Genomic DNA, 21,545 nt, shown 5'->3' on the forward strand with positions numbered 1-21,545 from the left:
CCAACGGTGCGCACGAGCACCCAAACACGCAGGCGCGTATCAAGGCAGGTGACATACAAATGCTAAAAAAACTACTCATCGCTAACCGTGGCGAAATCGCCGTCCGGGTCATCCAGACAGCCAAGGCGTTGGGCTACCGAACCGTTGCCGTCTACTCCGAAGCCGACGCCAACGCCCTACACGTTGAACAAGCCGACGAAGCCGTCTGCATAGGCCCGGCACAAGTGGCCGCCTCCTACCTGAACGCCGACGCCATCCTCGATGCCGCAAAGAAAACCGGCGCCGACTGCATCCACCCCGGCTACGGCTTTCTCTCCGAAAACGCCGGCTTCGCCAAAGCCATCAAACAAGCCGGCCTCACCTTCGTAGGCCCACCCGAAAACGCCATCGAACTCATGGGCAGCAAACGCCGTTCAAAAATCGCCATGCAGGAAGCCGGCGTTCCCGTGGTCCCCGGCTTTGAGGGTAACAACGCAACCGACAACGAACTCATCAAAGCCGCCAAAGACATCGGCTACCCCCTCATGCTCAAAGCCTCCGCCGGCGGCGGTGGCCGGGGCATGCGCCTGGTTGAGAGTGAAAGCGAGCTGGCCGACAACATCAAACGGGCCCGCTCAGAAGCCAAACAGGCCTTTGGCGACGACGAACTGATCATTGAAAAAGCCGTTATCGAACCCCGGCACGTGGAAATTCAGGTGTTCGCTGACCGCCACGGCAACGCCGTCTACCTGGGCGAACGGGACTGCTCCGTACAGCGCCGACACCAGAAAGTGGTTGAAGAAGCGCCCTCACCCTTTGTCACCCCGGAGCTGCGTAAAGCCATGGGCGAAGCGGCCGTCAAAGCCGCCCTGGCCTGCGGCTATGAAGGTGCCGGCACCGTCGAATTCCTGGTAGACAAAGACCGCAACTTCTACTTCCTGGAAATGAACACCCGCCTGCAGGTGGAACACCCGGTCACCGAACTGATCACCGGTCAGGACCTGGTGGCCTGGCAGCTGATGGTCGCCGAAGGCCGGCCACTGCCGCTGGCCCAAGACAACATAGAACTCAACGGCCACGCCATCGAAGTGCGCCTGTACGCCGAAGACCCGGCCAGCGGCTTTACCCCGCAAACCGGCACCCTGCACCAGTTCATTCCTGCCGAGGGCGAAGGCCTGCGCTACGACAGCGGCGTGCGATCCGGTGATGAAGTCAGCCCCCACTATGACCCCATGCTGGCGAAAGTCATCGCCTGGGGCCAGAACCGGGACGAGGCGCGCCGCCGACTCATTCGCGCACTGGAGGACACCACGGTGTTCGGGGTGACTACCAACCGACATTTCCTGAGTCGCATCATCGCCAATGACACTTTTGGTGCAGGTGAAGCCACCACGGCCTTCCTGCAGCAGGCATTCAAGGACGATCCGTCACTGGTACCCCAGCCGCTCACCATCCGCGAACTGGCGCTGGGCGCCTGCGTTCTCAGCCTGAGCGGTAAAGGGCAGGAAGGCTGGAGCAACGCCCCGGCCACGGTCATGCCCATGAAGCTGGAAACTCAGGATGAAAGCCTGGAACTGCTGGTCCGCCACACCGGCCACACTCTGCAGGTATCCCACGGCGAAGAGCATTATGAACTGCAGCTGCAAAGTCACGAAACTGGCCTGCTATGCATTATCGACAATGGGATTCGTCAGCGGTGCCAATACTACCGGAGCGGAGATTCCCTATATTTGCAGGCACTCGGGCGCTCCTGGTTGGTTCGGGACATCACCCACCAGCCGGCACAGGGCGCCCAGGGCGCCGGCAGCGGTAAGGTACAGGCCAGCATGGATGGCGCCATCATCGATGTGCTGGTGGCCGAGGGCGATCAGGTTGAACAGGGCCAGACCCTGGTGATTCTGGAAGCCATGAAAATGGAGCACCCGGTAAAAGCCGATCGCAGCGGCACAGTCGGCCAACTGCTCGCCCGGCAGGGTGACCAGGTTAAACGGGGCCAACTGCTGGTTCAGGTAGAAGTGAACGAGGAGGCTGACGCATGAGCCGACTCAATCAACGTACCGTGTTCATCACCGGCGGCAGCCGAGGCATTGGCCGCGCCATTGCTCTGGCCTGCGCCCGGGAAGGGGCCAATGTGGTGATTGGCGCCAAGACCGATACACCGCATGCGAAGTTACCGGGCACCATTCACACCGTAGCGGAGGAAATCCGCAACGCCGGCGGCCAGGCGCTACCCCTGGTGCTGGATGTGCGGGATGAACGGCAGGTACAGCAACGGATGCAAGAAGCCGCCGATCATTTCGGCGGCATCGACGCACTGGTGAACAACGCCGGCGCCATCCGCCTGACCGGTGTGGAAAACCTGAAGGTAAGCCGCTACGACCTGATGCACCAGGTCAATGCCCGGGCGGTGTTCACTTGCAGCCAGGCTGCCCTGCCCTGGCTGAAGGAATCCGGTGGCCACATCCTGAGCCTGTCACCGCCTCTGAACCTGGACACCCGGTGGTTTGCCCAATATGGGCCTTACACCACCACAAAATATGCCATGACCATGCTCAGCATGGGTATGGCCGAGGAATTCCGCCGCTATGGTATCGCTGTTAACTGCCTGTGGCCGAAAACGCTGATTGCCACCGCCGCCATCGAGTACGAAGTTGGCGGGCCCCAGCTCATGGCTCAGGGGCGCAAGCCAGAGATCATGGCAGATGCCGCAGTGAGCATCCTTTCCCGTACAGCAGAGGAATTGACGGGGCAGGCGCTGATTGATGAAGAGGTACTTCGTCAGGATGGCGTGGAAGATTTTGAACACTACCGGTACGCCCAGGGCGATAAACCGCTGCTGCCGGATCTGTTCCTGGATTAGCCGCGGGGCTCTGTGTTGCTCCGCGGTTCAAAACTGATAAAGACAATGACGACTGAAACGGAAGCAACATGAGCCAAGACATCGTAACCGCGCGCGACATCCTACGCAGCCTGCCGACGGTACTGAAAAAGTTTCCCTATGTGGCAAAGGGGCTTTATTACTACCGGCTGAAGGACGACAACAAAGACCTGACGCTGGGTCGGCTGGTTGAACGCAATGCTGACAAATACCCCCATCGCCCGGCCATTCTGTTTGATGATCGCACCATTACCTGGTCAGAGCTCGACGCCTGGAGCAATCGGATTGCCCACTACCTGAAAGACCAGGGACTGGTGAAGGGCGACGCCATTGCCGTACTACTGGATAACCGGCCGGAACTTCTGGCCACCGTGGTTGGCGCCGCCAAGGTTGGCGTGGCCTGTGCCATGCTGAATACCTCACAGAAAGGCAAGGTACTGGCCCACAGCATCAACCTGATCCAACCCCGCATGCTGGTGGTGGGCGCCGAACTGGTTGAGCATGCCGAAGGGGTGCGAGACGACGTTCAACTACGCCATTCCAAGCCCCTGCAATACCTGGCCGATGCCAACACCCTGAATGTTTTCGGCGAAGCCCCTGAGGGTTACATCAACATGGCGTTCGAAGTGAGCCAGCGATCACCTACCCGCCCCGTGCTTTCAAAAAACGTCACCATGGGCGACACGGCTGTTTACCTGTATACCTCCGGCACCACCGGCCTGCCCAAGGCCGCGCCCGGCTCACACCGAAAGTTTATCCGCGCCTATGGCGGCTTTGGCATGCTGTCCCTGGCCATGGAACCGGAGGACGTCCTGTACTGCACCCTGCCCCTCTACCACGGCACCGCGTTGCTGGTGTGCTGGGGCTCGGTACTGGCCGGCGGCTCCGCCATCGCCCTGCGCCGCAAGTTCTCCGCCAGCGCATTCTGGGACGACGTCCGCAAATACAACGCCACCACCTTCGGCTACGTGGGCGAACTCTGCCGCTACCTGCTGAACCAGCCCGCCAGCGCACAGGACCGCAACCACGGCCTGACCAAAATGATCGGCAATGGCCTGCGCCCGTCCATCTGGACCGAGTTCAAGGAGCGTTTTGGTATCGACAAGGTGGCCGAGCTTTACGCCTCGTCTGAGGGCAACATCGGCTTCAGCAACTTCTTCAATATGGACAACACCGTGGGCTTCTCCACTGCCCCGTACAAGCTGGTGAAGTACCACGAAGGCACTCGTGACCCGATACGTAATAAAAAAGGTCGTCTGGAAGAAGTGAAAAAAGGCCAGCCAGGTTTGCTGATCGGCGAGATCAACATGAAATGGGCGTTCGAGGGCTACACCCAGAAAGAGGCCACGGAAAAATCGATCCTTCGTGATGCCTTCAAAAAAGGCGATGCCTGGTTCAACACCGGCGATGTACTGAAGGAAATCGGCTGCCGACACCTGCAGTTTGTCGACCGCATGGGCGATACCTTCCGCTGGAAGGGTGAGAATGTTTCAACCACGGAGGTTGAGAACATCATCGACGGCTCTGGCATGGTCCAGGAAGCCATTGTGTATGGTGTGGAAATTCCCAAAACCAACGGCAAGGCTGGCATGGTGACACTGGTACCGCAAAATCCGGAGGCGGAGTTTGATGCCGACAAGCTGTTTGCTTACCTTCAGGACAATTTGCCACCGTATGCGATACCGTTATTCGTGCGGGTAACCCACGCCATCGAGAAGACGGGTACGTTCAAGTACCGGAAGGTGGATATCCAGAAGCTGGGCTACTCTCTGTCTCGCCCCCATGAGGAGGTTTACGCGTGGCTACCGGGCTCATCCTCGTACACGCAGCTTACGCCGGAGTTGGTGGCCGATATCGATGCTGGTGGTGTTCGGTTCTGACTTTGGGTGGTGGGGTCCAGTTCGGCTCTAGCCTGTTTGTTTCTGAGTTAGCCGGGTTGGCTTGGGCTTCCAAAAAAGCTAGGAGCCCAAACCAGACCTAGGAACCAACCCGAAGAACAATCTTGCCAGTAGCACGGCGACCGGTCAGGGCACCCAGAGCCTCGGCGTACTGGTCGAATTCGAATACTTCGCTGACCTTCGGATCGATTTTGCCCTCGCTGTACAGCTGCAACAGCTCCATCATGTTCTGGGCACTGGCCTCCGGCTCACGCTGGGTGAAGCTGCCCCAGAACACGCCGACTACCGAACAACCCTTCAACAACGTCAGGTTCGCCGGCACCTTTGGAATATCGCCCGCGGCAAAGCCGATGATCAAATGGCGGCCATTCCAGGCCATGGAGCGCAGGGCCTGTTCGGTGAAGTCGCCGCCGACCGGGTCGTAGATCACGTCGACGCCTTTGCCTTTGGTGAGCTTCTTCACCGCTTCTTTCAGGGATTCTTCAGAATAGTTGATCACCTCATCAGCACCCGCAGCCTTGGCCACCTCCAGCTTTTCGGCTGTGCTGGCCGCCGCGATTACCTTCGCGCCCATGGCCTTGCCCAGTTCCGCCGTAGCCAGGCCAACGCCACCGCTGGCGCCAAGTACCAGCAGGGTCTCTCCCGGCTGGATGTTGGCCCGCTGTTTCAGCGCATAATAGGAGGTGCCGTAAACCATCATAAAACCGGCCGCCTGCTCGTAAGGCATGCTGTCAGGGAGGGGCAACAGATTGGATTCGGGGGCAACGACTTCCTCGGCAAACGCACCCCAGCCTGTGAGGGCCGCCACGCGATCGCCTGGTTTGAAACGAGTCACTTTCTCGCCCACTTCGATCACTTCACCGGCCAGCTCGCCACCCGGTGAGAATGGCATGGGTGGCTGCAGTTGGTATTTGCCTTCGATGATCAGGGTATCCGGGAAGTTGAGGCCCGCGGCCTTCACCCGGATTTTCACGCCCCGGCCCTTCGCTTCCGGGCTTGGGATGTCTTCAATAACGAGGTTTTCGGCAGGTCCGTATGCTTTGCACAGAATGGCTTTCATGATCTCTCCTGATGCCTTGGGGCCGATCAGCGTAACTGCAGGGTTCGGGCTAAAGCGGCGTCTTGTTCAGCTTCTTTATTGAATCGCACCAAGCTAAACGCAGTTGCATCATGAAGCAAATCAAGATCACTTATCGTTTCGCATAAACCACGCTGATTCAGCCTTACAGCATAGTCGCGCTAACCGCCAACGCTACGACCAGCCCCACCGCAGCAACAACCAGACCGGCTTTAAGGCCTGGTGACAGGGTTTGTGGGGCAGGCGACTTACTGCGGACCGGCTCGTCGTGGTTAACCAGCTTCTGGTCCTGGCTGGAGCGGCGGATCAAGTCGATCATTTCTTCACACTGGTTGCTGTCAAAAGCGGATGGATTGAATTCTGACAGGTGGTGCTTCTGAAGAAATGCCTGAACGTCCGCAGACGCCGGCACGTACTTCATTGACCAGTTTGTAAACGAACGCTCGGCTACCGGCTCCTCAATCAGCGTCCGGACATTCCGATGCCTTGAGTCTTGCAGAATTCGCTGGTAAGTGTCCCGGACGGCCTCTTCTTCACCCTCCAGGTACTGGAAAAAGCGGTTGTCGCCGTAATACAGCCCGCCCACAAGGCCCACTTTTCCGTTGTTCCGACGGGACACAAGCAGAATACGGGCAACGTGGGGCTCTACCCCTTTCTCCAGTGGTTTGGCTTCAAATGTTGCTTCACTGGCATAGGCAAGGCGAATCAGCGGCATTTATGGTGTACTCCGGATAAATGAAAACAGGGGTCGATGAACATACGCCTTATCAGCCTCAGCCAGATCACTCTTCACGTTAATCTGAATTCCGGCTTCGTATGACCTTCATGGTCCGGTACAGCAGGATCCCTCAGGTGAATCCGAAACTATTTTCGGCTATGCTTCGCGCACCAGAATGATTGCCTTTGCTTCCGTACACCTTCTGCCCAGAGCCTGCCATGTTCGACATCATCTATATACTTGAAATGATAGGGGTTGTGGCATTTGCCATTTCAGGCATGATTGTCGCGCGTTCGAAGAACATGGACCCCGTGGGCATTTTCGCCATCGGTTTTATAACGGCCTTGGGCGGCGGCACGTTGCGGGATCTGATCATGGATAACCATCCGCTGTACTGGATCAAGCACCAGGAGCAGCCCATTCTGATTCTGGCCATGGCGATTGTGTTCAGCTATTGGAGCCGGGCCCACAGCCTGAAAGAATCCCGCATCGTTTTTCCGGACGCCATCGGCCTTGGCATTTTCTCTATCCTTGGCGCCCAGCTGGCGCTGGATCTTGGCCATTCCTGGTTTATCGCATCCATGCTGGGAGTGATGACAGGCTGTTTCGGCGGCGCACTGCGAGACACTCTCTGTAACGAAGTCCCCTTTATCTTTCGTAAAGATCAGATCTACGCCTCCATCGCATTTGCCGGCTGCTGGCTGTACTTTGTGTGCCAGTGGCTCCTGGAAAGCGAAACCATCGCCCTGACTATCGGCCTCTTATTCATTGTGACCGTGCGCATGCTGGCCGTGCGCTTTGACATCCGGCTGCAGCGCGACCACAGCACCGGCTGAATTGTCAATCATTCCTTGGCCTTGGCCTCAGCCCCGTGAGCCGGTAAGATTGCCGTTTTTTCACACAGTTCACGATTTCCGCACGTAAACAGAGTTTCAAACCCCAACCCAGGCATCCCGAGAGGCAGACCCCCGTCATGCTTGAACGACTGTTCCAACTCCAGGCCCACGGCACCAATGTTCGTAAAGAAGTGGTCGCGGGTATTACCACCTTCCTGACCATGGCTTACATTATCGTGGTCAACCCCAGCCTACTGTCCTCTACCGGCATGGATTTCGGTGCAGTGTTTGTTGCAACCTGCCTGGCGGCAGTGATTGGCACGCTGATCATGGGCCTATGGGCCAACTACCCGATCGCACTGGCCCCGGGCATGGGCCTGAACGCGTTCTTCTCGTTCACCGTGGTTGGCAGCATGGGCTATACCTGGCAGGTGGCTCTGGGAGCTGTATTCCTGTCCGGTTTCCTGTTCTTCCTGTTGAGCATCTTCAAGGTGCGGGAGTGGATCATCAATTCCATTCCCATGTCGCTGCGGTTCGGCATTTCTGCCGGCATCGGCTTCTTCCTGGCCCTGATCGCCCTGAAGAACGCCGGCATTGTGGTTGATCACCCCGCCACGCTGGTCAGCCTGGGTGACGTCATGGTGCCCGAGGCACTGCTGTTCTTCGGTGGTTTTGTACTGATCTGCGCGTTGTCTTTCCGTCAGATCACCGGCTCTGTGATGATCGGCATTATCGCCATTACGGTGATCGCGATGATGCTGGGTATGGTGGAATACCAGGGGCTTGTGTCGGCCCCGCCAAGCATTGCCCCCACCTTCATGCAACTGGACCTGGCCGGTGCCCTGAACGTGGGCATGATCAGCGTGGTGTTTGCCTTCCTGTTTGTGGACCTGTTCGATACTTCCGGCACCCTGGTGGGTGCGGCCCAGAAGGGTGGCCTGCTGGACAAGGACGGCAAACTGCCGCGCCTGGGCCGGGCCCTGATGTCGGATTCGGTAGCAACCATGGCGGGCTCTGCCCTGGGCACCTCCACCACCACCAGTTATGTGGAATCCACCGCCGGTATCGCGGCGGGTGGCCGCACCGGCCTGACTGCCGTCGTGGTCGCCCTGCTGTTCCTGGCCTGTCTGCTATTCTCACCCATTGCCAGCGTGATCCCGCCTTACGCAACGGCCCCGGCCCTGCTTTACGTAGCCTGCCTGATGGCCAGCGGTCTGAAACTGGTGGACTGGGACGACATCACCGACATCGCGCCGGCCATCGTGACCGCCTTGATGATGCCGCTGACGTTTTCCATCGCCCACGGTATTGCCCTCGGTTTTATTACTTACGTGGCCGTCAAGGCCCTGGCCGGCAAATGGTCTGACCTGAACTGGAGTGTCACCACCATCGCCGTTGTCTTCGTTCTGAAATTCATGTTCCTGGATCTGGCGTAAGCCGGGTCCGCACAGGTGAGTTATGGATTATTTTTCCGAGAGCATCAAGAAAGCCATCCGCACCGTGCCGGACTGGCCCAAACCCGGAGTTTCCTTCCGGGATATCACCACAGTTCTGCAAGACAAGACCGCTTTTCGCAAGCTGATTGACGCCTTCGTGCACCGCTACCACGGCCAGCATATCGACGCCGTGGCGGCGGTGGATGCCCGCGGCTTTATCATCGGCTCGGCCCTGGCCTACGAGCTCAACGCCTCGCTGGTACTGGTGCGCAAGAAAGGCAAGCTGCCCTTCGACACCCTGGTGGAAGACTACGAGTTGGAATACGGCACGGCGTCGGTGGAGCTGCACAAGGATGCCTTCAAACCCGGCGATAAAGTGGTACTGGTAGACGACCTGATCGCAACCGGCGGCACCATGCTGGCCGCTACCCGGCTGATCCGACGCATTGGCGCGGAGATCGTGGAAGTCGCCGCCATGATCGACCTGCCAGACCTGGGCGGTTCACGCAAGCTGCAGGAAGACGGTCTGCAGGTTTATACTGTGTGTTCGTTCGAGGGAGAATAACCACCGTTACAGGAGGCGACCATGCCCGATTATCAACATCACTGGAAAGATGGCACACCGGTTCATCTGCCTCTGGGCAAAATTGTGTGCATTGGTCGCAACTACGCGGAGCACGCGCGTGAACTGAATAACCCGGTGCCCGACGAGCCGCTGCTGTTTATCAAACCCTCAACGGCAGCGGTGCACATCACCCGCCCTCTGGACTTCCCCCGCAACCAGGGCGAAGTCCACTTTGAAACTGAGCTGGCCGTGCTCATCGGCCGGCCGCTCACCAACGCCTCTGCCAGCGAAGCCGAGGGTGCCATTCTGGGCTACGGCCTGGCGCTGGACCTGACGCTGCGGGATGTGCAAAGCAAGCTCAAGGAGAAAGGCCAGCCCTGGGAGCGGGCCAAGGCCTTTGACGGCGCCTGCCCGCTCTCCCCGTTTGTGGCTGCCGACAAGCTTCCCAAAGGCAATATCCGTTTCACTCTGGACATAAACGGACAACGCCAACAGACCGGCGACACCCGTGATATGCTGAACCCCATTGTGCCGCTGATCGCCCACATGAGCAGCCAGTTCACCCTTCAGCCCGGGGACGTGGTGCTGACCGGAACCCCCAAAGGGGTTGGGCCACTGGTCTCCGGCCAGACCCTGTCGCTGGAACTGGAAGATGTGCTGTTTGTGGAAACGACAGTGGTCTGATTTGCCCGCCTGAACGCATATTCAGGCGAACCACTTGTTTCAGGGAAACAAACAGCACCATGGCGAAGAAACCGGTTACGTCACGTACAGGGCGCTTCTTCAAACTTGCAGGCATGACCGCCTCCGTGGCCGGCCAGTACGCAGGCCAGAGGGCCAGGCGCATGTTCCGCACCGTCGACGACGAAGGCGCCCGCAGCGAAAGCTACACCCGCATGGCCGGGGAAATTGCCGACACTCTGGGCGAGCTCAAGGGTGCGGTGATGAAAGTGGGGCAGATTGCCTCCCAAACCCAGGACTTCCTGCCCAAGGAGTTTTCCCAGGCGTTGGAAAAACTCCAGAAAGAAGCTCCACCGATGCCTTTCGAGGTTATTCTGGAGCAGGTGGAAAGCGAACTGGGCAAACCGGTGAGCGAACTGTTTGAGTACCTGCAGGAAACCCCCTACGCTTCCGCCTCTATTGGCCAAGTCCATCGCGCTCGCCTGCACGACGGCACCGATGTGATCGTCAAGGTACAGTACCCCGGCGTTGACGAATCCTGTGACTCCGACCTGAAACAGCTACGCCTTGCCCTGAAGCTGGGCGGCCTGCTGAAAATGCCAAAGGAGACCGTAGACCAGCTGTTCGGCGAAATCCGCCTGCGCCTGAAAGAAGAACTGGACTACGAAAACGAAGCCCGCAATCTCAAACTGTTTCACGAGTTCCACAAAGACCAACCCTGGGTTCTGATCCCGGAAGTGGTCGACAGCCACTCCACCCGACGGGTACTGACCCTGGAACTGGTGGAAGGCGACCATGTCAGCAAGGTCACACCCGAACGCTACAGCCAGGAAACCCTCAACGACATCGGCCACCGCATCTTCACCATCATGGCCGACCAACTGTTCCGCTTCCAGTGCATCCACGGCGATCCCCACGCCGGTAACTTCGCCTACCGGCCGGACGGCACCATCATCATGTACGACTTTGGCTGTGTGAAAAAATTGAAGCCGGAAATCGTGGAGGCGTACCGTAAGGCACTGATTGCGGCTCTGGATGAGGACTATCAGGGCCTGGACCAATACCTGATCGATCTTGGCGCCAGGGTTGATAACCAGCCAGCAGTAGACGAAGCCTACTACGCCATGTGGCGAGACATCCTGATCATTCCATTCCTGAATGATGAGCCTTACGACTTTGCCGAGGCCGACATCCACAAGCACGTAGCGGCAAAAACCAGCACCGTGTTCAAGTACCTGGATTACTTCAAGCCGCCCGTGGAGAGCATCTTTATAGACCGGATGATTGCAGGGCACTACTGGATGTTAAAAAGGCTGGGCGTACAGGCGGCCTTTAGATCAGAACTCGAGAAATACCTCCGTGGTTGAGGCAAGAGTCCTGTCGGGGAGGGCCAACTATCGAGCGCAGTGCTGCTATGGGGAAGGCTTTCCAAAACACGCTCCTTGAGGCACATCCCTGTGACGCTTGGGCTCCGCCATCCATGGCTCCGCACAGTTTTGGAAAGCCTTCCCCATAGCAGCACTCCCAACATGGGTGCTAGCCCAACATCGTGACCCACTCACTCAGGCCATCACTCGCACTTTTACGAATGACCCTTGCCCTGGAAACCGAGGCAGGCTCGCCGGGATCAATCACGGTGATGGGCACATCACTATCCACTTCGTAGACCAGCCCGGCGGCGGGGTAGACCTGCAGTGACGTGCCCACGATCAACAGCCGGTCAGCAGTGCGAACCACCTCCGCTGCCGCATCCAGCATCGGCACTTCCTCGCCGAACCAGACAATATGCGGCCGCAGCTGGGTGCCGCGTTCGCATACATCGCCGGGGTGAATTTCCTTGTAGCCGATGTCGTAGATCAGCTCCGGAAAACCTGAGCTGCGGGCCTTGGTGAGTTCGCCGTGAAGGTGCAGAACATTGGTGGAGCCGCCGCGCTCGTGCAGGTCATCCACGTTCTGGGTAACCACTGTGACGCGGTAGCGGCTTTCCAGCTCGGCCAGCAGGCGATGGGCAGGATTGGGCTGGGCAGATTTCAGCTGGTGCCGGCGCTCATTGTAGAAACGCAGCACCAGTTCCTGGTTACGGGCAAAAGCCTCCGGCGTGGCCACATCGTAAACGCTGTGTTGCTCCCACAGGCCGCCGCTGTCGCGGAAGGTGGAGAGGCCACTTTCGGCGCTGATACCAGCGCCCGTGAGTACCACAATGTGTTCCTGCACTCGCTGAAAACCTCGCCGTCAGTGAGCCGGGATCAATCGAAGATCTTACCCGGGTTCATAATGCCATTGGGATCAAACACCTGCTTGATGCCGCGCAGATAGGCAATCTCGGCTTCGCTGCGGGTGTATTGCAAGTATGGCTTCTTAGTCATGCCTACGCCATGTTCTGCGGACACACTACCCTGATAGCGTTCGACGATCTCAAACACCCATTTGTTCACCTGCTGGCATTTCTCGAAGAAATCCTCGTTAGCCATACCTTCAGGCTTGAGAATGTTCAGGTGCAGATTGCCGTCACCAATATGACCGAACCAGATGATCTCAAAATCCGGGTAGTGATCGGTTACCACACTCTCGATTTCCTGCAGGAAACCCGGCACCTTGGACACCACCACGGAAATGTCGTTCTTGTAAGGCGTGCGCGGGGCGATGGATTCGGAAATCCGCTCCCGCAGCTGCCACAGGTTCTGGGCCTGGGTTTCGCTCTGGCTGATCACACCATCCAGCACCCAGCCTTCCTCTACGCAGTGCTCGAACAGCGCCATGGCGTCGTCCATTACCTGGTCAGAGACGGCCTCGAACTCCAGCAGGGCATAATAAGGCGCTTCAGTTTCAAACGGCGCCTGCACCTGGCCATGAGCCAGCACGTGGCCCATGGCCTGATGGGAGAAGAACTCGTAGGCGGTCAGGTCCAGCTTGCTCTGGAACTTCTGCAGCACATCCATGGTGTTGGTCAGGTCGCCCAGCCCCAGCACCAGCACCGTCAGGTTGTCTGGCTGGCGGGTGAGCTTCATGGTGGCTTCGGTAATAAAGCCCAGAGTACCCTCGGCACCGATAAACAGATGGCGCAGGTCGTAGCCCGTGTTGTTCTTTTCCAAATCCTTGTTCAGGTCGAGAATATCGCCCTTGCCGGTGACCACTTTCAGGCCGGCTACCCAATCGCGGCTCATGCCGTAACGGATCACCTTGATGCCGCCAGCATTGGTAGACAGGTTACCGCCGAGCTGGCTGGAGCCCGCGGAGGCAAAATCCACCGGGTAGTACAGGCCGTTTTCTTCGGCAAAGTTCTGCAACTGTTCAGTCACCACACCGGCCTGGCAACGCACAATTCGGTCGCTGGCGTTGAAATCCAGAATCTGGTTCATGTTGTCGAACGCGACGACCACCTCACCGTTCGCCGCCACCGCACCGGCACTCAAACCCGTACGTCCGCCTGAGGGCACCAGCGCTATCTGGTTGTCATTGGCAAACTTCACCAGCGCCTGTACCTGCTCAGTGGTCTTGGGCAGAACAATTGCCAGTGGTTTGGGTGGATAGATCTTGGTCCAGTCCTTGCCGTAGGTGTCCAGGTCGGCCGGGTCCGTCAGCACTTTTCCCGGTGCGTCACCGGCGGCTACCAGCTCTTTCAGGGAAGCAATGATCTGTTCGGAATTCATGGATGCGTCAGTCTCGTCAGGTTTGGGCCGGGCCTGTGGTTCGGCGATTCGCAAGGAATTGATTCAGGCAAACCGGCGCGCTGTGAAAAGTTCCTTTTATGGTATCATACCGCCCCTGTTCTGTGAGCCGGGTTGACGATCCCCGGCCGCGGTCATTTCACGTGACGAAAGGTTCGGAAGCAAGCCCATGTCAAATACGTCTCTCGAAAAGAGCAAAATCCGGATCCTGCTGCTGGAAGGCGTGCATCAATCCGCCATTGATACCCTGAACGCTGCGGGTTACACCAACATCGAGTACCTGTCCCATTCCCTGGGCGAGGAAGAGCTGATCGAGAAGATTGCCGATGCGCACTTCGTTGGTATCCGCTCCCGCACCCAGCTGACCGAGAAGGTATTTGAGGCCGCCAAAAAGCTGGTGGCCGTGGGCTGTTTCTGTATTGGCACCAACCAGGTCGACCTGCAAGCCGCCACCCGCCGTGGTGTTGCGGTTTTCAACGCACCGTTTTCCAATACTCGCTCCGTAGCCGAGCTGGTGTTGGCCCAGGCCATCCTGCTGCTGCGCGGGGTGCCTGAGAAGAGCGCCAAGGCGCACCGGGGCGAATGGCTGAAATCCGCCAAGAACAGCTACGAAATCCGTGGCAAGAAGCTGGGCATCATCGGCTACGGCAACATCGGTACCCAGTTCAGTGTTCTGGCCGAAGGCCTGGGCATGGACGTGTACTTCTACGATGTGGTCTCCAAGCTGTCGATTGGTAATGCCACCCAGGTAGGCACCCTGCAGGAACTGCTGAACATTGCAGACGTGGTTTCCCTGCACGTACCGGAAACGCCGGCCACCAAGTACATGTTCAAGGCCGAGCAGTTCGCCCAGATGAAGCCCGGCTCCATCCTGATGAACGCATCCCGGGGCACCGTGGTCGACATCGACGCCCTGGCCGACGCCCTCCGTTCCGGCAAGCTGTTGGGTGCTGCGGTAGACGTGTTCCCGGTTGAGCCGAAGTCCAACGATGAAGAGTTCATCTCTCCGCTGCGGGAATTCGACAACTGCATCCTGACCCCGCACGTGGGCGGTTCTACCATCGAAGCTCAGGAAAACATCGGTCGCGAAGTGGCCGAAAAGCTGGCCATGTACAGCGACAACGGCACCTCGGTCTCCTCCGTGAACTTCCCGGAAGTGGCTCTGCCGTCACACCCGAACCAGCATCGCCTTCTGCACATCCACGAGAACGTGCCGGGCGTGATGTCCGAGATCAACCAGGTGTTCTCTGAGAATGGCATCAACGTGTGTGGCCAGTATCTGCAGACCAAGGAAGACATCGGATACGTGGTTGTTGATGTTGATAAGGCCTATGGCGAGCTGGCACTGGAAAAGCTGCGCCAGGTGAAGGGCACGATCCGTTGTCGGGTCCTGTTCTGAGCACAGCACTTACGCTAAAAGAACCGGGGCCTGGCTCCGGTTTTTTTTATGCCATTTCGGGCCACAATGCTCTGAATCAAGGTGACTTCACCAAAACTTAATCCTGATGCCCTTGAGTTTCCAGCACCCGAGGCCATGCTCATAGGTACCACTCATTGAAACGGTCGGAGCAAATCCCCGGCCCGACAGGAGAGTTAGCTATGTCATTGAAGGATTCTTTGCAGCGAAAACTGGAAACCCAGACAGAGCACTGGAGCAAACAGATCGAAAGTCTGAGAGCCGAAGCCAATGAGAAAATCGCCAAAGCAAAGGACGAAGAAGCCGAGGCGCAGATTCAGCGGGACTTCTCAGAGCGCATTCAGGCCATGGAAGACCAGATTGAAGCGGCCCGGAATAAGCTGGGCGAGCTGAAAGAGTCTGGCGAAAACCAGCTGGATGAGCTCAAAAAACGCATTGACGAGTGGCTGCCCAGTAACACCAACTGATGCCATGCCTGCCAACACGGCAAACAAAAAGCCCCGGTCTTTGCAGCCGGGGCTTTTTTTGTGCGCAGGTTCAAGACCTCCTGCGGGGCGATTTACTGCATCGGCACCAGCGTCAACTCAACCCGACGGTTCTGCTCACGGCCAGAAGCCGTGTCATTGGAAGCAATCGGGTAACGCTGACCGTAGCCCACAGCGCGAGTGCGACGCGGTTCAATGCCCTGGTTCAGCAGGAAGTCACGAACCGAAGACGCGCGACGCTCTGACAACAACTGGTTGTAGTTTTCAGAACCGGTACTGTCAGTATGGCCCTCGATCTGGATGATGGTCTTATCGAATTCCTTTAGCACCAGGGCCACCGACTCCAGCGTGTCGTTGAAGCCAGGACGAATAGTGGACTGATTGGTGTCGAAGGTGATATTGCCCGGCATCACCAGTTCGATCTGGTCACCGTTCCGCACGACTCGCACGCCCGTGCCTTCAAGACGATGACGCAGCTCCGCTTCCTGACGATCCATGTAATAGCCAATACCACCACCGATAGCAGCACCACCGGCGGCACCGATCAGGGCACCTTTTCCTCGGTCACTGCGGCTGGAGGTAGCAGCACCAACCGCGGCGCCACCGATAGCACCAATGATGCTGCCTTTCGTGGCACTGGAGGTTTTCTCTTCGCCGGTGTACGGGTCGTAAGTCATACAGCCGCTCAGGCCGACGGTTGCCACTGCAAAGGCAAGAATGGTCTTTTTCACGGTTATCTCCTGCTTCAGTTCCTGACTGGCGGCCACGTGTGGCGCAAACCAATGATTTACTCGGTGAACGTGTCAATGATGGTGTTAAACACCGTTGCCTGCAAATCTTGCGCTTCATTCACCAGATGATGACGCCCATCCGGGATTCTTTGTTCCCTTACAGAAGCGAATTTGTTCCTGATAATCCGCAAATTGTGCTGCCAGTCTACGGTCAGATCCTTCTCTCCCTGAACCACCGTGACCGGAAAGTCTACTGGTCGCGCGGATTCAATATGCGGCACCCATTTACGCAATGCCGTTACCCAATCCACATGCACAGCCCTGGCTTGCAGCGGATCGTGTTCCCGCAAAAAATCCAGAAAGCGGGTGTTGCCACTGTTGGTACCAAACACCCTGCGCCAGCGGGTCAGAAACGGCTTTACCAGACTGTGCAGAATCTTGGCGCCCAGCCAGCCCATGGGGCGAACGAGAGGAGCCAGCAACACAACCCGTCGAAAATCCGAGGTTTCGCGGTTATGGTGATTCGATAACAGGTAGTCGATCAGAATGGCCCCACCTGTACTCTGCCCTACGGCAAACCAGGGGCCACGAACTTTTTCCCGCACACGGGCCATCACCTCCGATAACACCGCCTGGTATTCCAGAAAGCTGCCAATGGCCGCCGGTGTACCGCTGGAAAGCCCATGCCCGGGCTGGTCGTAGGCCAGGACGTCAAAACCTGCCCCAAGGCAGCGATCAATCAGCTGCGTGTAGAGCCCCACGTGATCAAAATACCCGTGCAGAATAAACACCGTCCCCTTGGGACGGGCAGACTCCGGCAGCCGGAAATAATGAACCATCACTTCATGCCGTTCAGCCTTGATGTAACCCTGGTGGTAAGCAACTTCCGGATGCTCTACCCACAAGTCCAGGCCATAGAAACGGCAGTAGGCCTCCATCTCGGCACTGAGCTCGCGGTCGATGGCCGGGTCAAAGGACTCCAGACGATCCAGTAATGAATGTCTGTCCCAATTTGGAATTTCTATGGTATCTGTTTTCCAGTACACGTAGAGTTAAACGCCTGTCATGAATCGAGAATTGTTCGACATCCTAACGCATTCACGAGGGAGAACACAGATGTTCCAGCCGCTTCTTGAAGCCGGGCTGCGCCAGACAATGCAGCGCTTGGTCCGCCCGATGCTCTCGAATGCTGTACCCCTGAAGCTGCAACGCCAGCTGATTCGCCAGGCCTATCGGTCGTCGGTGCCGCCGCGCAGCGCCCGGTTTGTCCGGGACGATCTGGGCGATGTTCCCGTGGTGCGAACCACAGCAACAGAAGAGCCGTCCGGAACGATTCTCTACCTCCACGGCGGCGGCTACATCATTGGCTCTGCCGACACCCATCGGGGTATCACCGGGCACCTGGCCAAGCTGTCCGGGTGCGAAGTGATTACCCCCGATTACCGCCTGGCGCCGGAACATCCGTTCCCGGCAGCGCTGGACGATGCGGAATCCGTTTACCTGGCGCTGATCAGCCAGGGGCTGCCGGCCACAAGCCTGGCCCTGGCCGGTGACTCCGCCGGCGGCGGATTATCCATCGCCCTGGCAATGAAACTCCGCGACCATAAACACCCGCTTCCCTCCTCAATTACCTGCTTCTCGCCCTGGGTGGACCTGAGCCAGAGCGCGCTCTATCAGCCGGAACGCGAGCCCGTGCTGCATGCAAGCTGGACCGCCAATGCCGCCCGAATGTACGCCGGTAATGAGCCCCTGACCACGCCCCTGATATCACCCGTGTACGGCCAACTGGACAACTTGCCGCCGTTACTGATCCAGGCTGGCAGCCAGGAAATCCTCCTGAACGACGCCACCTGGCTGGCAGATGTCGCCAAACGTGATGGAGTGGAAACCCGGCTGGAGATCTACAACAACCTCTGGCACGTGTTTCAGGTCCATTGCGGCCAGCTGACCCGCGCCACCGAGGCCATGCAGGTTGCTGCTGATCATGTCAGGGCCCATCTGGCAAGCTGAGCGCTCCCTTTATTAGCGCTTCTTTTCGGGCTTTGGGCCAGCGCTTGACCTGCCATTCCAGTTTGGAGGCCCGGCTGCGGTTACCAACCGGGGCCTGGAATGCCAGGGTCAACGGCCCCTTGCCCCGCAGGCTGCGGGCCCCTTTCGGCGCTCCGGCCTGATGCTCTGAGAAGCGGCGTTCCACGTTTGTGGTGATACCGGTATACAGGCTGCCGGTTCTGGTGCGAACCAGATAAAGGTACCAGCCGTCATCCATGGTTGAGCCCCTGCTGCCGAACCCGAACCTTCCTCTGCTGTAACCACAACCCGGCCATGATCAGCGTCAGCCCGACGTAGGTAGACGGCAAAATGATTTCGCCGAGGATGAAGTAGATAAACACCAATGACAGAAACGGTGAGATGAAAATCAGGTTGCTGACCTTTGCGGTATTCTCCGCCTTTTTCATGGCCTGGGACCAGAGCACGAAGGCGACTCCCATCTCGAACACACCAACATAGACTGCCGCCGCCAGCGACCCGCCCAGCGGGAGCGACAGCCCCACCGTGTACCAGCACGCCAGCGTTATGAACGGCAAGCCGAACAGGAAATTCAGGAACAGGCCAACCACGGGGTCACGGGTGTCGCGGGTGGCAATAATCCAGTAGCTGGCCCACACCAGGGTACTGCCCAAAGCGAAGGCGACGCCCAGCGGATCAGAAAAACTGAGACTGGTGACCGCACCCCGGGTTGCAATCACCACCACGCCGGCATAGCAAACCAGACCAGCGAGGATGTCGATGCGGCGCAGCTTCTGGCCCAGAAAGGGCACCGAAAGATAGGCAAGCACCAGCGCCCAGGTGTAGTTGAGCGGCTGCGCCTCCTGAGCGGGCAGGCGATCGAAAGCGCCGAACAGAAAGAAATAGTACAGGCACGGGTTAATCAACCCCATCCCGATGGACTGCAGGTACTGCTTTCTGGAGAGCTCGAACACCCGATGCCATCGGCCCTGGGCCACCAGAATCGCGCCCATGACCAGGACCGACGCGACGCAAGCCACCAGCAGCATCTGTACTGGAGGCAGCTCGGCCAGGGCCAGCTTGAACGCGGTTGCCACGGTGGACCACAGCAGCACTGTGGCCAGGCCGTAGAGCATGGCCTGTTTCTGGTTAGTCAATTGCCCGCCTCCGTTTGGTTCTCGCCCGCTTGCATTGCGGCCTATCCGGATCTGCCACTGCAGTCATCTTGTGGTACCTTTCTTGTCAGGAGAAACCCAAGGCTTTCATGTATTCGGACCGGAGTCCGCCCGTTATGATCAGAACATACATCCGCCCCTGGCTGGCGCTGGCCGCCTGCTCCCTGATGCTTTCCGGTTGCTCCGATGATCCGGCGCCCGGCAATCAGGGCAGCGTACAACCCATCTCAGAGAAATACCCTATCACCTGGCGCTTTGCCCTGGAGGAAATTGAGGGCAGTGTACAGCACCGTTACGCTGAGGCGTTCCGGTCCCGTATAGAGGGCATTTCTGACGGCCGCATTGAAGTGGATGTTTTTCCCTACGGTTCTCTGGGCACCTCCACCCAACTCACAGAGCTGGCCCGCAATGGCTCGGTTAACCTGGCCTTTGCCTCGCCCGGCCACCTGGCCGACACGGTTCCGGAAGCGGGTATTTTCAACCTGCATTTTCTGATGCCGGAGCAACCGGAAGTCGCACGCCAGTTGCTGGAAGACCCGGAGCTCATTGCACAATTCCAGCAGCCCTATCAGCAAACCGGCCTGCAACTCTTGGGCTTTATTCCTGAAGGCTGGATGGCCTGGACTGCCAATAAGCCACTACGGGCACCGGACGACTTTGAAGGCCTTCGCATCCGTACCATGACATCGGACATCGCTGCGGAAGCTTACCGGGCCTATGGCGCGGAACCGGCACAAACGCCCTATTCACAGGTCTACAGCGACCTTCAGCTACGCAAGATCGACGGCCAGACCAACCCGGTGTTTGCGATCGAGGAAATGGACTTTCATGAGGTGCAGACCACCCTGACCATGGCCCGCGCCTCCTACTTCGTCGCCTCTATTGTGTCTAACCAGCAGTGGTACAACAACCTGCCAGACCGGGAACGCACCTGGCTGAACGAGGCGATGCGGGATCTGGCGGAGTTCGCCTGGGACAGTCAGGAAACGCTCAATCGTCAGCGGCTGGAGCGCATGATGGAAACCGGCGGAATTCAGATAGTCCGGCTTAACGAGGACGAGCGGGAGCGGTTCCGGCAGACCAGCCTGCCAGTACGGGACAAGTACCTGGAACAGACCGGTGAAACCGGCCAGGCACTGTTGGAATTTGTTGAAAACTGGCCTCAGCCTTAGTGCCTCATGGGACACTAGTCTGCCTCAGCCACCCTTTTAGATACCATGCGAACGCCCTCCCGGGCACAGACATCGGCTGCTCTTGCGGTCAGGTCCGAGATAAAACGGCTCTGCTCCTTTGGTTCCAATGGGTAGGCCTTGAGACGATAGCGCATGGCGTCGTCAGTGGCAGAAACAGTCACAATCACCGGCTGATAGGTTTTGGTCAATGGGCAGGTAAATACCACGTCCCTGAAAAGATGCTGCATCCGCGCCACGTTGTGGTTCGGGTCCAGGTGTAGCTCCGCAACACACATCAGGTTGTCGGTACCATCATTGCCGTTTGCCAGCAGGGTATTCCACAGCAGGCTGTGGGGAATCACGATGACGGTATCGTCCAGGGTGACAATCTCCGCTGCCCGCGTACCGATAGACCGCACCTCACCGTACCGACCGTTCACTTCAATCCAGTCCCCCGGGCGATAAGGCATCTCATACAGGGTAACAATACCCGCAATCAGGCTGTTGGCGTAATCCTTGAAGGCAAACCCCAACGCCAGACCCAGGGCCCCGAAAATCGCCACCATATTTTCAAACGACGGCTCCACCAGAATAGGCACCACCGTCACGATGGTCAGCACAATGATCAGTAACCGCAGAAGCGGCACCGATGCCAGCAGGTACAACCGGAGCTTGCCCCCCAACTTGCCGGCTAAGGCAGGTATCAGCTTCTGCACCAGCATGATCAGTACGGAGGCCAGTAGCACCACTGCCAATGCTTCGAGCAATGCGTCTGAGGTGATGGAAGAGAATGTCTCCTTGAAACCAAAATCGCCCATCGG

Annotated in this window: 21 protein-coding genes; 12 read left to right on the forward strand and 9 right to left on the reverse strand. The window is 58.2% G+C overall.

Annotation, left to right across the window (positions count from 1 at the left end; translation table 11 throughout):
* The first annotated feature begins 59 nt into the window (after positions 1 to 59).
* The 3 genes from ABIE59_RS06755 to ABIE59_RS06765 all read left to right on the forward strand — a co-directional run bounded on the left by ABIE59_RS06755 (position 60) and on the right by ABIE59_RS06765 (position 4,737).
* Positions 60 to 2,018: an acetyl/propionyl/methylcrotonyl-CoA carboxylase subunit alpha gene (locus ABIE59_RS06755; protein ID WP_354445458.1), complete on the forward strand. Its 1,959-nt coding sequence runs from the start codon at positions 60 to 62 to the stop codon at positions 2,016 to 2,018.
* Positions 2,015 to 2,839, forward strand: coding sequence for an SDR family oxidoreductase (locus tag ABIE59_RS06760; protein WP_354445460.1), 825 nt, complete (start codon positions 2,015 to 2,017; stop codon positions 2,837 to 2,839). The genes ABIE59_RS06755 and ABIE59_RS06760 overlap by 4 nt, the downstream gene beginning before the upstream one ends.
* 68 nt (positions 2,840 to 2,907) lie before the next feature.
* Entirely contained in the window at positions 2,908 to 4,737 is a 1,830-nt protein-coding gene (locus tag ABIE59_RS06765; protein WP_354445462.1) for a long-chain-acyl-CoA synthetase, read from the forward strand.
* A gap of 97 nt (positions 4,738 to 4,834) precedes the next feature.
* Here the strand turns inward: ABIE59_RS06765 and ABIE59_RS06770 are convergent, their stop codons facing one another.
* Positions 4,835 to 5,815 (reverse strand): NADPH:quinone oxidoreductase family protein, encoded by a 981-nt coding sequence (locus tag ABIE59_RS06770; RefSeq protein ID WP_354445464.1) that lies wholly within the window; start codon positions 5,813 to 5,815, stop codon positions 4,835 to 4,837.
* Positions 5,816 to 5,978: 163 nt separating this feature from the next.
* Positions 5,979 to 6,548: a BLUF domain-containing protein gene (locus tag ABIE59_RS06775; RefSeq protein ID WP_354445466.1), complete on the reverse strand. Its 570-nt coding sequence runs from the start codon at positions 6,546 to 6,548 to the stop codon at positions 5,979 to 5,981.
* Positions 6,549 to 6,769: 221 nt separating this feature from the next.
* Between ABIE59_RS06775 and ABIE59_RS06780 the strand changes: the two genes are divergently transcribed.
* The 5 genes from ABIE59_RS06780 (at position 6,770) to ABIE59_RS06800 (ending at position 11,436) form a co-directional block, all read left to right on the forward strand.
* On the forward strand, positions 6,770 to 7,387 hold the full coding sequence (locus ABIE59_RS06780; RefSeq protein ID WP_354445468.1) for a trimeric intracellular cation channel family protein: 618 nt from the start codon (positions 6,770 to 6,772) through the stop codon (positions 7,385 to 7,387).
* 137 nt (positions 7,388 to 7,524) lie between these two features.
* Positions 7,525 to 8,823, forward strand: a complete 1,299-nt coding sequence (locus tag ABIE59_RS06785; protein ID WP_061331616.1) for an NCS2 family permease — start codon at positions 7,525 to 7,527, stop codon at positions 8,821 to 8,823.
* Between the two features lie 22 nt (positions 8,824 to 8,845).
* Positions 8,846 to 9,388 (forward strand): adenine phosphoribosyltransferase, encoded by a 543-nt coding sequence (locus ABIE59_RS06790; RefSeq protein ID WP_072676649.1) that lies wholly within the window; start codon positions 8,846 to 8,848, stop codon positions 9,386 to 9,388.
* 21 nt (positions 9,389 to 9,409) lie between these two features.
* Positions 9,410 to 10,072: a fumarylacetoacetate hydrolase family protein gene (locus ABIE59_RS06795; RefSeq protein ID WP_072676648.1), complete on the forward strand. Its 663-nt coding sequence runs from the start codon at positions 9,410 to 9,412 to the stop codon at positions 10,070 to 10,072.
* 59 nt (positions 10,073 to 10,131) lie between these two features.
* Entirely contained in the window at positions 10,132 to 11,436 is a 1,305-nt protein-coding gene (locus ABIE59_RS06800; RefSeq protein WP_354445471.1) for an ABC1 kinase family protein, read from the forward strand.
* Positions 11,437 to 11,605: 169 nt separating this feature from the next.
* Here ABIE59_RS06800 and ABIE59_RS06805 read toward each other — a convergent pair whose 3' ends face one another.
* Together ABIE59_RS06805 and ABIE59_RS06810 are read right to left on the reverse strand one after the other, a co-directional pair.
* Complete coding sequence (locus ABIE59_RS06805; protein ID WP_354445473.1) at positions 11,606 to 12,283, reverse strand: SIR2 family NAD-dependent protein deacylase; 678 nt, start codon at positions 12,281 to 12,283, stop codon at positions 11,606 to 11,608.
* A gap of 32 nt (positions 12,284 to 12,315) precedes the next feature.
* Positions 12,316 to 13,719: a D-2-hydroxyglutarate dehydrogenase gene (locus ABIE59_RS06810; RefSeq protein ID WP_106694960.1), complete on the reverse strand. Its 1,404-nt coding sequence runs from the start codon at positions 13,717 to 13,719 to the stop codon at positions 12,316 to 12,318.
* Between the two features lie 187 nt (positions 13,720 to 13,906).
* Between ABIE59_RS06810 and serA the strand changes: the two genes are divergently transcribed.
* Entirely contained in the window at positions 13,907 to 15,136 is a 1,230-nt protein-coding gene (gene serA / locus ABIE59_RS06815) for a phosphoglycerate dehydrogenase (protein WP_354445475.1), read from the forward strand.
* Between the two features lie 200 nt (positions 15,137 to 15,336).
* Positions 15,337 to 15,621, forward strand: coding sequence for a hypothetical protein (locus ABIE59_RS06820; RefSeq protein ID WP_354445477.1), 285 nt, complete (start codon positions 15,337 to 15,339; stop codon positions 15,619 to 15,621).
* Positions 15,622 to 15,713: 92 nt separating this feature from the next.
* Here ABIE59_RS06820 and ABIE59_RS06825 read toward each other — a convergent pair whose 3' ends face one another.
* Together ABIE59_RS06825 and ABIE59_RS06830 are read right to left on the reverse strand one after the other, a co-directional pair.
* Complete coding sequence (locus tag ABIE59_RS06825; protein WP_354445479.1) at positions 15,714 to 16,370, reverse strand: YiaD family glycine zipper/OmpA-like lipoprotein; 657 nt, start codon at positions 16,368 to 16,370, stop codon at positions 15,714 to 15,716.
* A 56-nt stretch (positions 16,371 to 16,426) separates the two neighbouring features.
* A complete protein-coding gene (locus tag ABIE59_RS06830) occupies positions 16,427 to 17,416 on the reverse strand; it encodes an alpha/beta hydrolase (RefSeq protein ID WP_354445481.1) in 990 nt (329 codons plus the stop codon).
* Between the two features lie 70 nt (positions 17,417 to 17,486).
* On the opposite strand from ABIE59_RS06830, the gene ABIE59_RS06835 reads away from it, so the two are divergent.
* Complete coding sequence (locus tag ABIE59_RS06835) at positions 17,487 to 18,380, forward strand: alpha/beta hydrolase (protein WP_354445483.1); 894 nt, start codon at positions 17,487 to 17,489, stop codon at positions 18,378 to 18,380.
* Here the strand turns inward: ABIE59_RS06835 and ABIE59_RS06840 are convergent.
* Positions 18,358 to 18,636 carry a GIY-YIG nuclease family protein gene (locus ABIE59_RS06840; RefSeq protein WP_354445485.1) on the reverse strand — a complete coding sequence of 93 codons (279 nt, stop codon included), beginning with the start codon at positions 18,634 to 18,636 and terminating at the stop codon, positions 18,358 to 18,360. The two genes, ABIE59_RS06835 and ABIE59_RS06840, sit on opposite strands and share 23 nt — an antisense overlap.
* Positions 18,629 to 19,534: a DMT family transporter gene (locus ABIE59_RS06845; RefSeq protein WP_354445487.1), complete on the reverse strand. Its 906-nt coding sequence runs from the start codon at positions 19,532 to 19,534 to the stop codon at positions 18,629 to 18,631. Before ABIE59_RS06845 ends, ABIE59_RS06840 begins: the two co-directional genes overlap by 8 nt.
* A gap of 134 nt (positions 19,535 to 19,668) precedes the next feature.
* Here ABIE59_RS06845 and dctP point away from each other — a divergent pair, with 134 nt between their 5' ends.
* Positions 19,669 to 20,724 carry a TRAP transporter substrate-binding protein DctP gene (gene dctP, locus ABIE59_RS06850; protein ID WP_354445489.1) on the forward strand — a complete coding sequence of 352 codons (1,056 nt, stop codon included), beginning with the start codon at positions 19,669 to 19,671 and terminating at the stop codon, positions 20,722 to 20,724.
* A gap of 14 nt (positions 20,725 to 20,738) precedes the next feature.
* Here the strand turns inward: dctP and ABIE59_RS06855 are convergent, their stop codons facing one another.
* Positions 20,739 to 21,542 (reverse strand): mechanosensitive ion channel family protein, encoded by an 804-nt coding sequence (locus ABIE59_RS06855; protein ID WP_354445491.1) that lies wholly within the window; start codon positions 21,540 to 21,542, stop codon positions 20,739 to 20,741.
* Between the last annotated feature and the right edge of the window lie 3 nt (positions 21,543 to 21,545).

Origin of the sequence: Marinobacter sp. MBR-99 (genome assembly GCF_040547575.1) — a bacterium.
In the GTDB taxonomy this organism is placed as follows: Bacteria; Pseudomonadota; Gammaproteobacteria; order Pseudomonadales; family Oleiphilaceae; genus Marinobacter.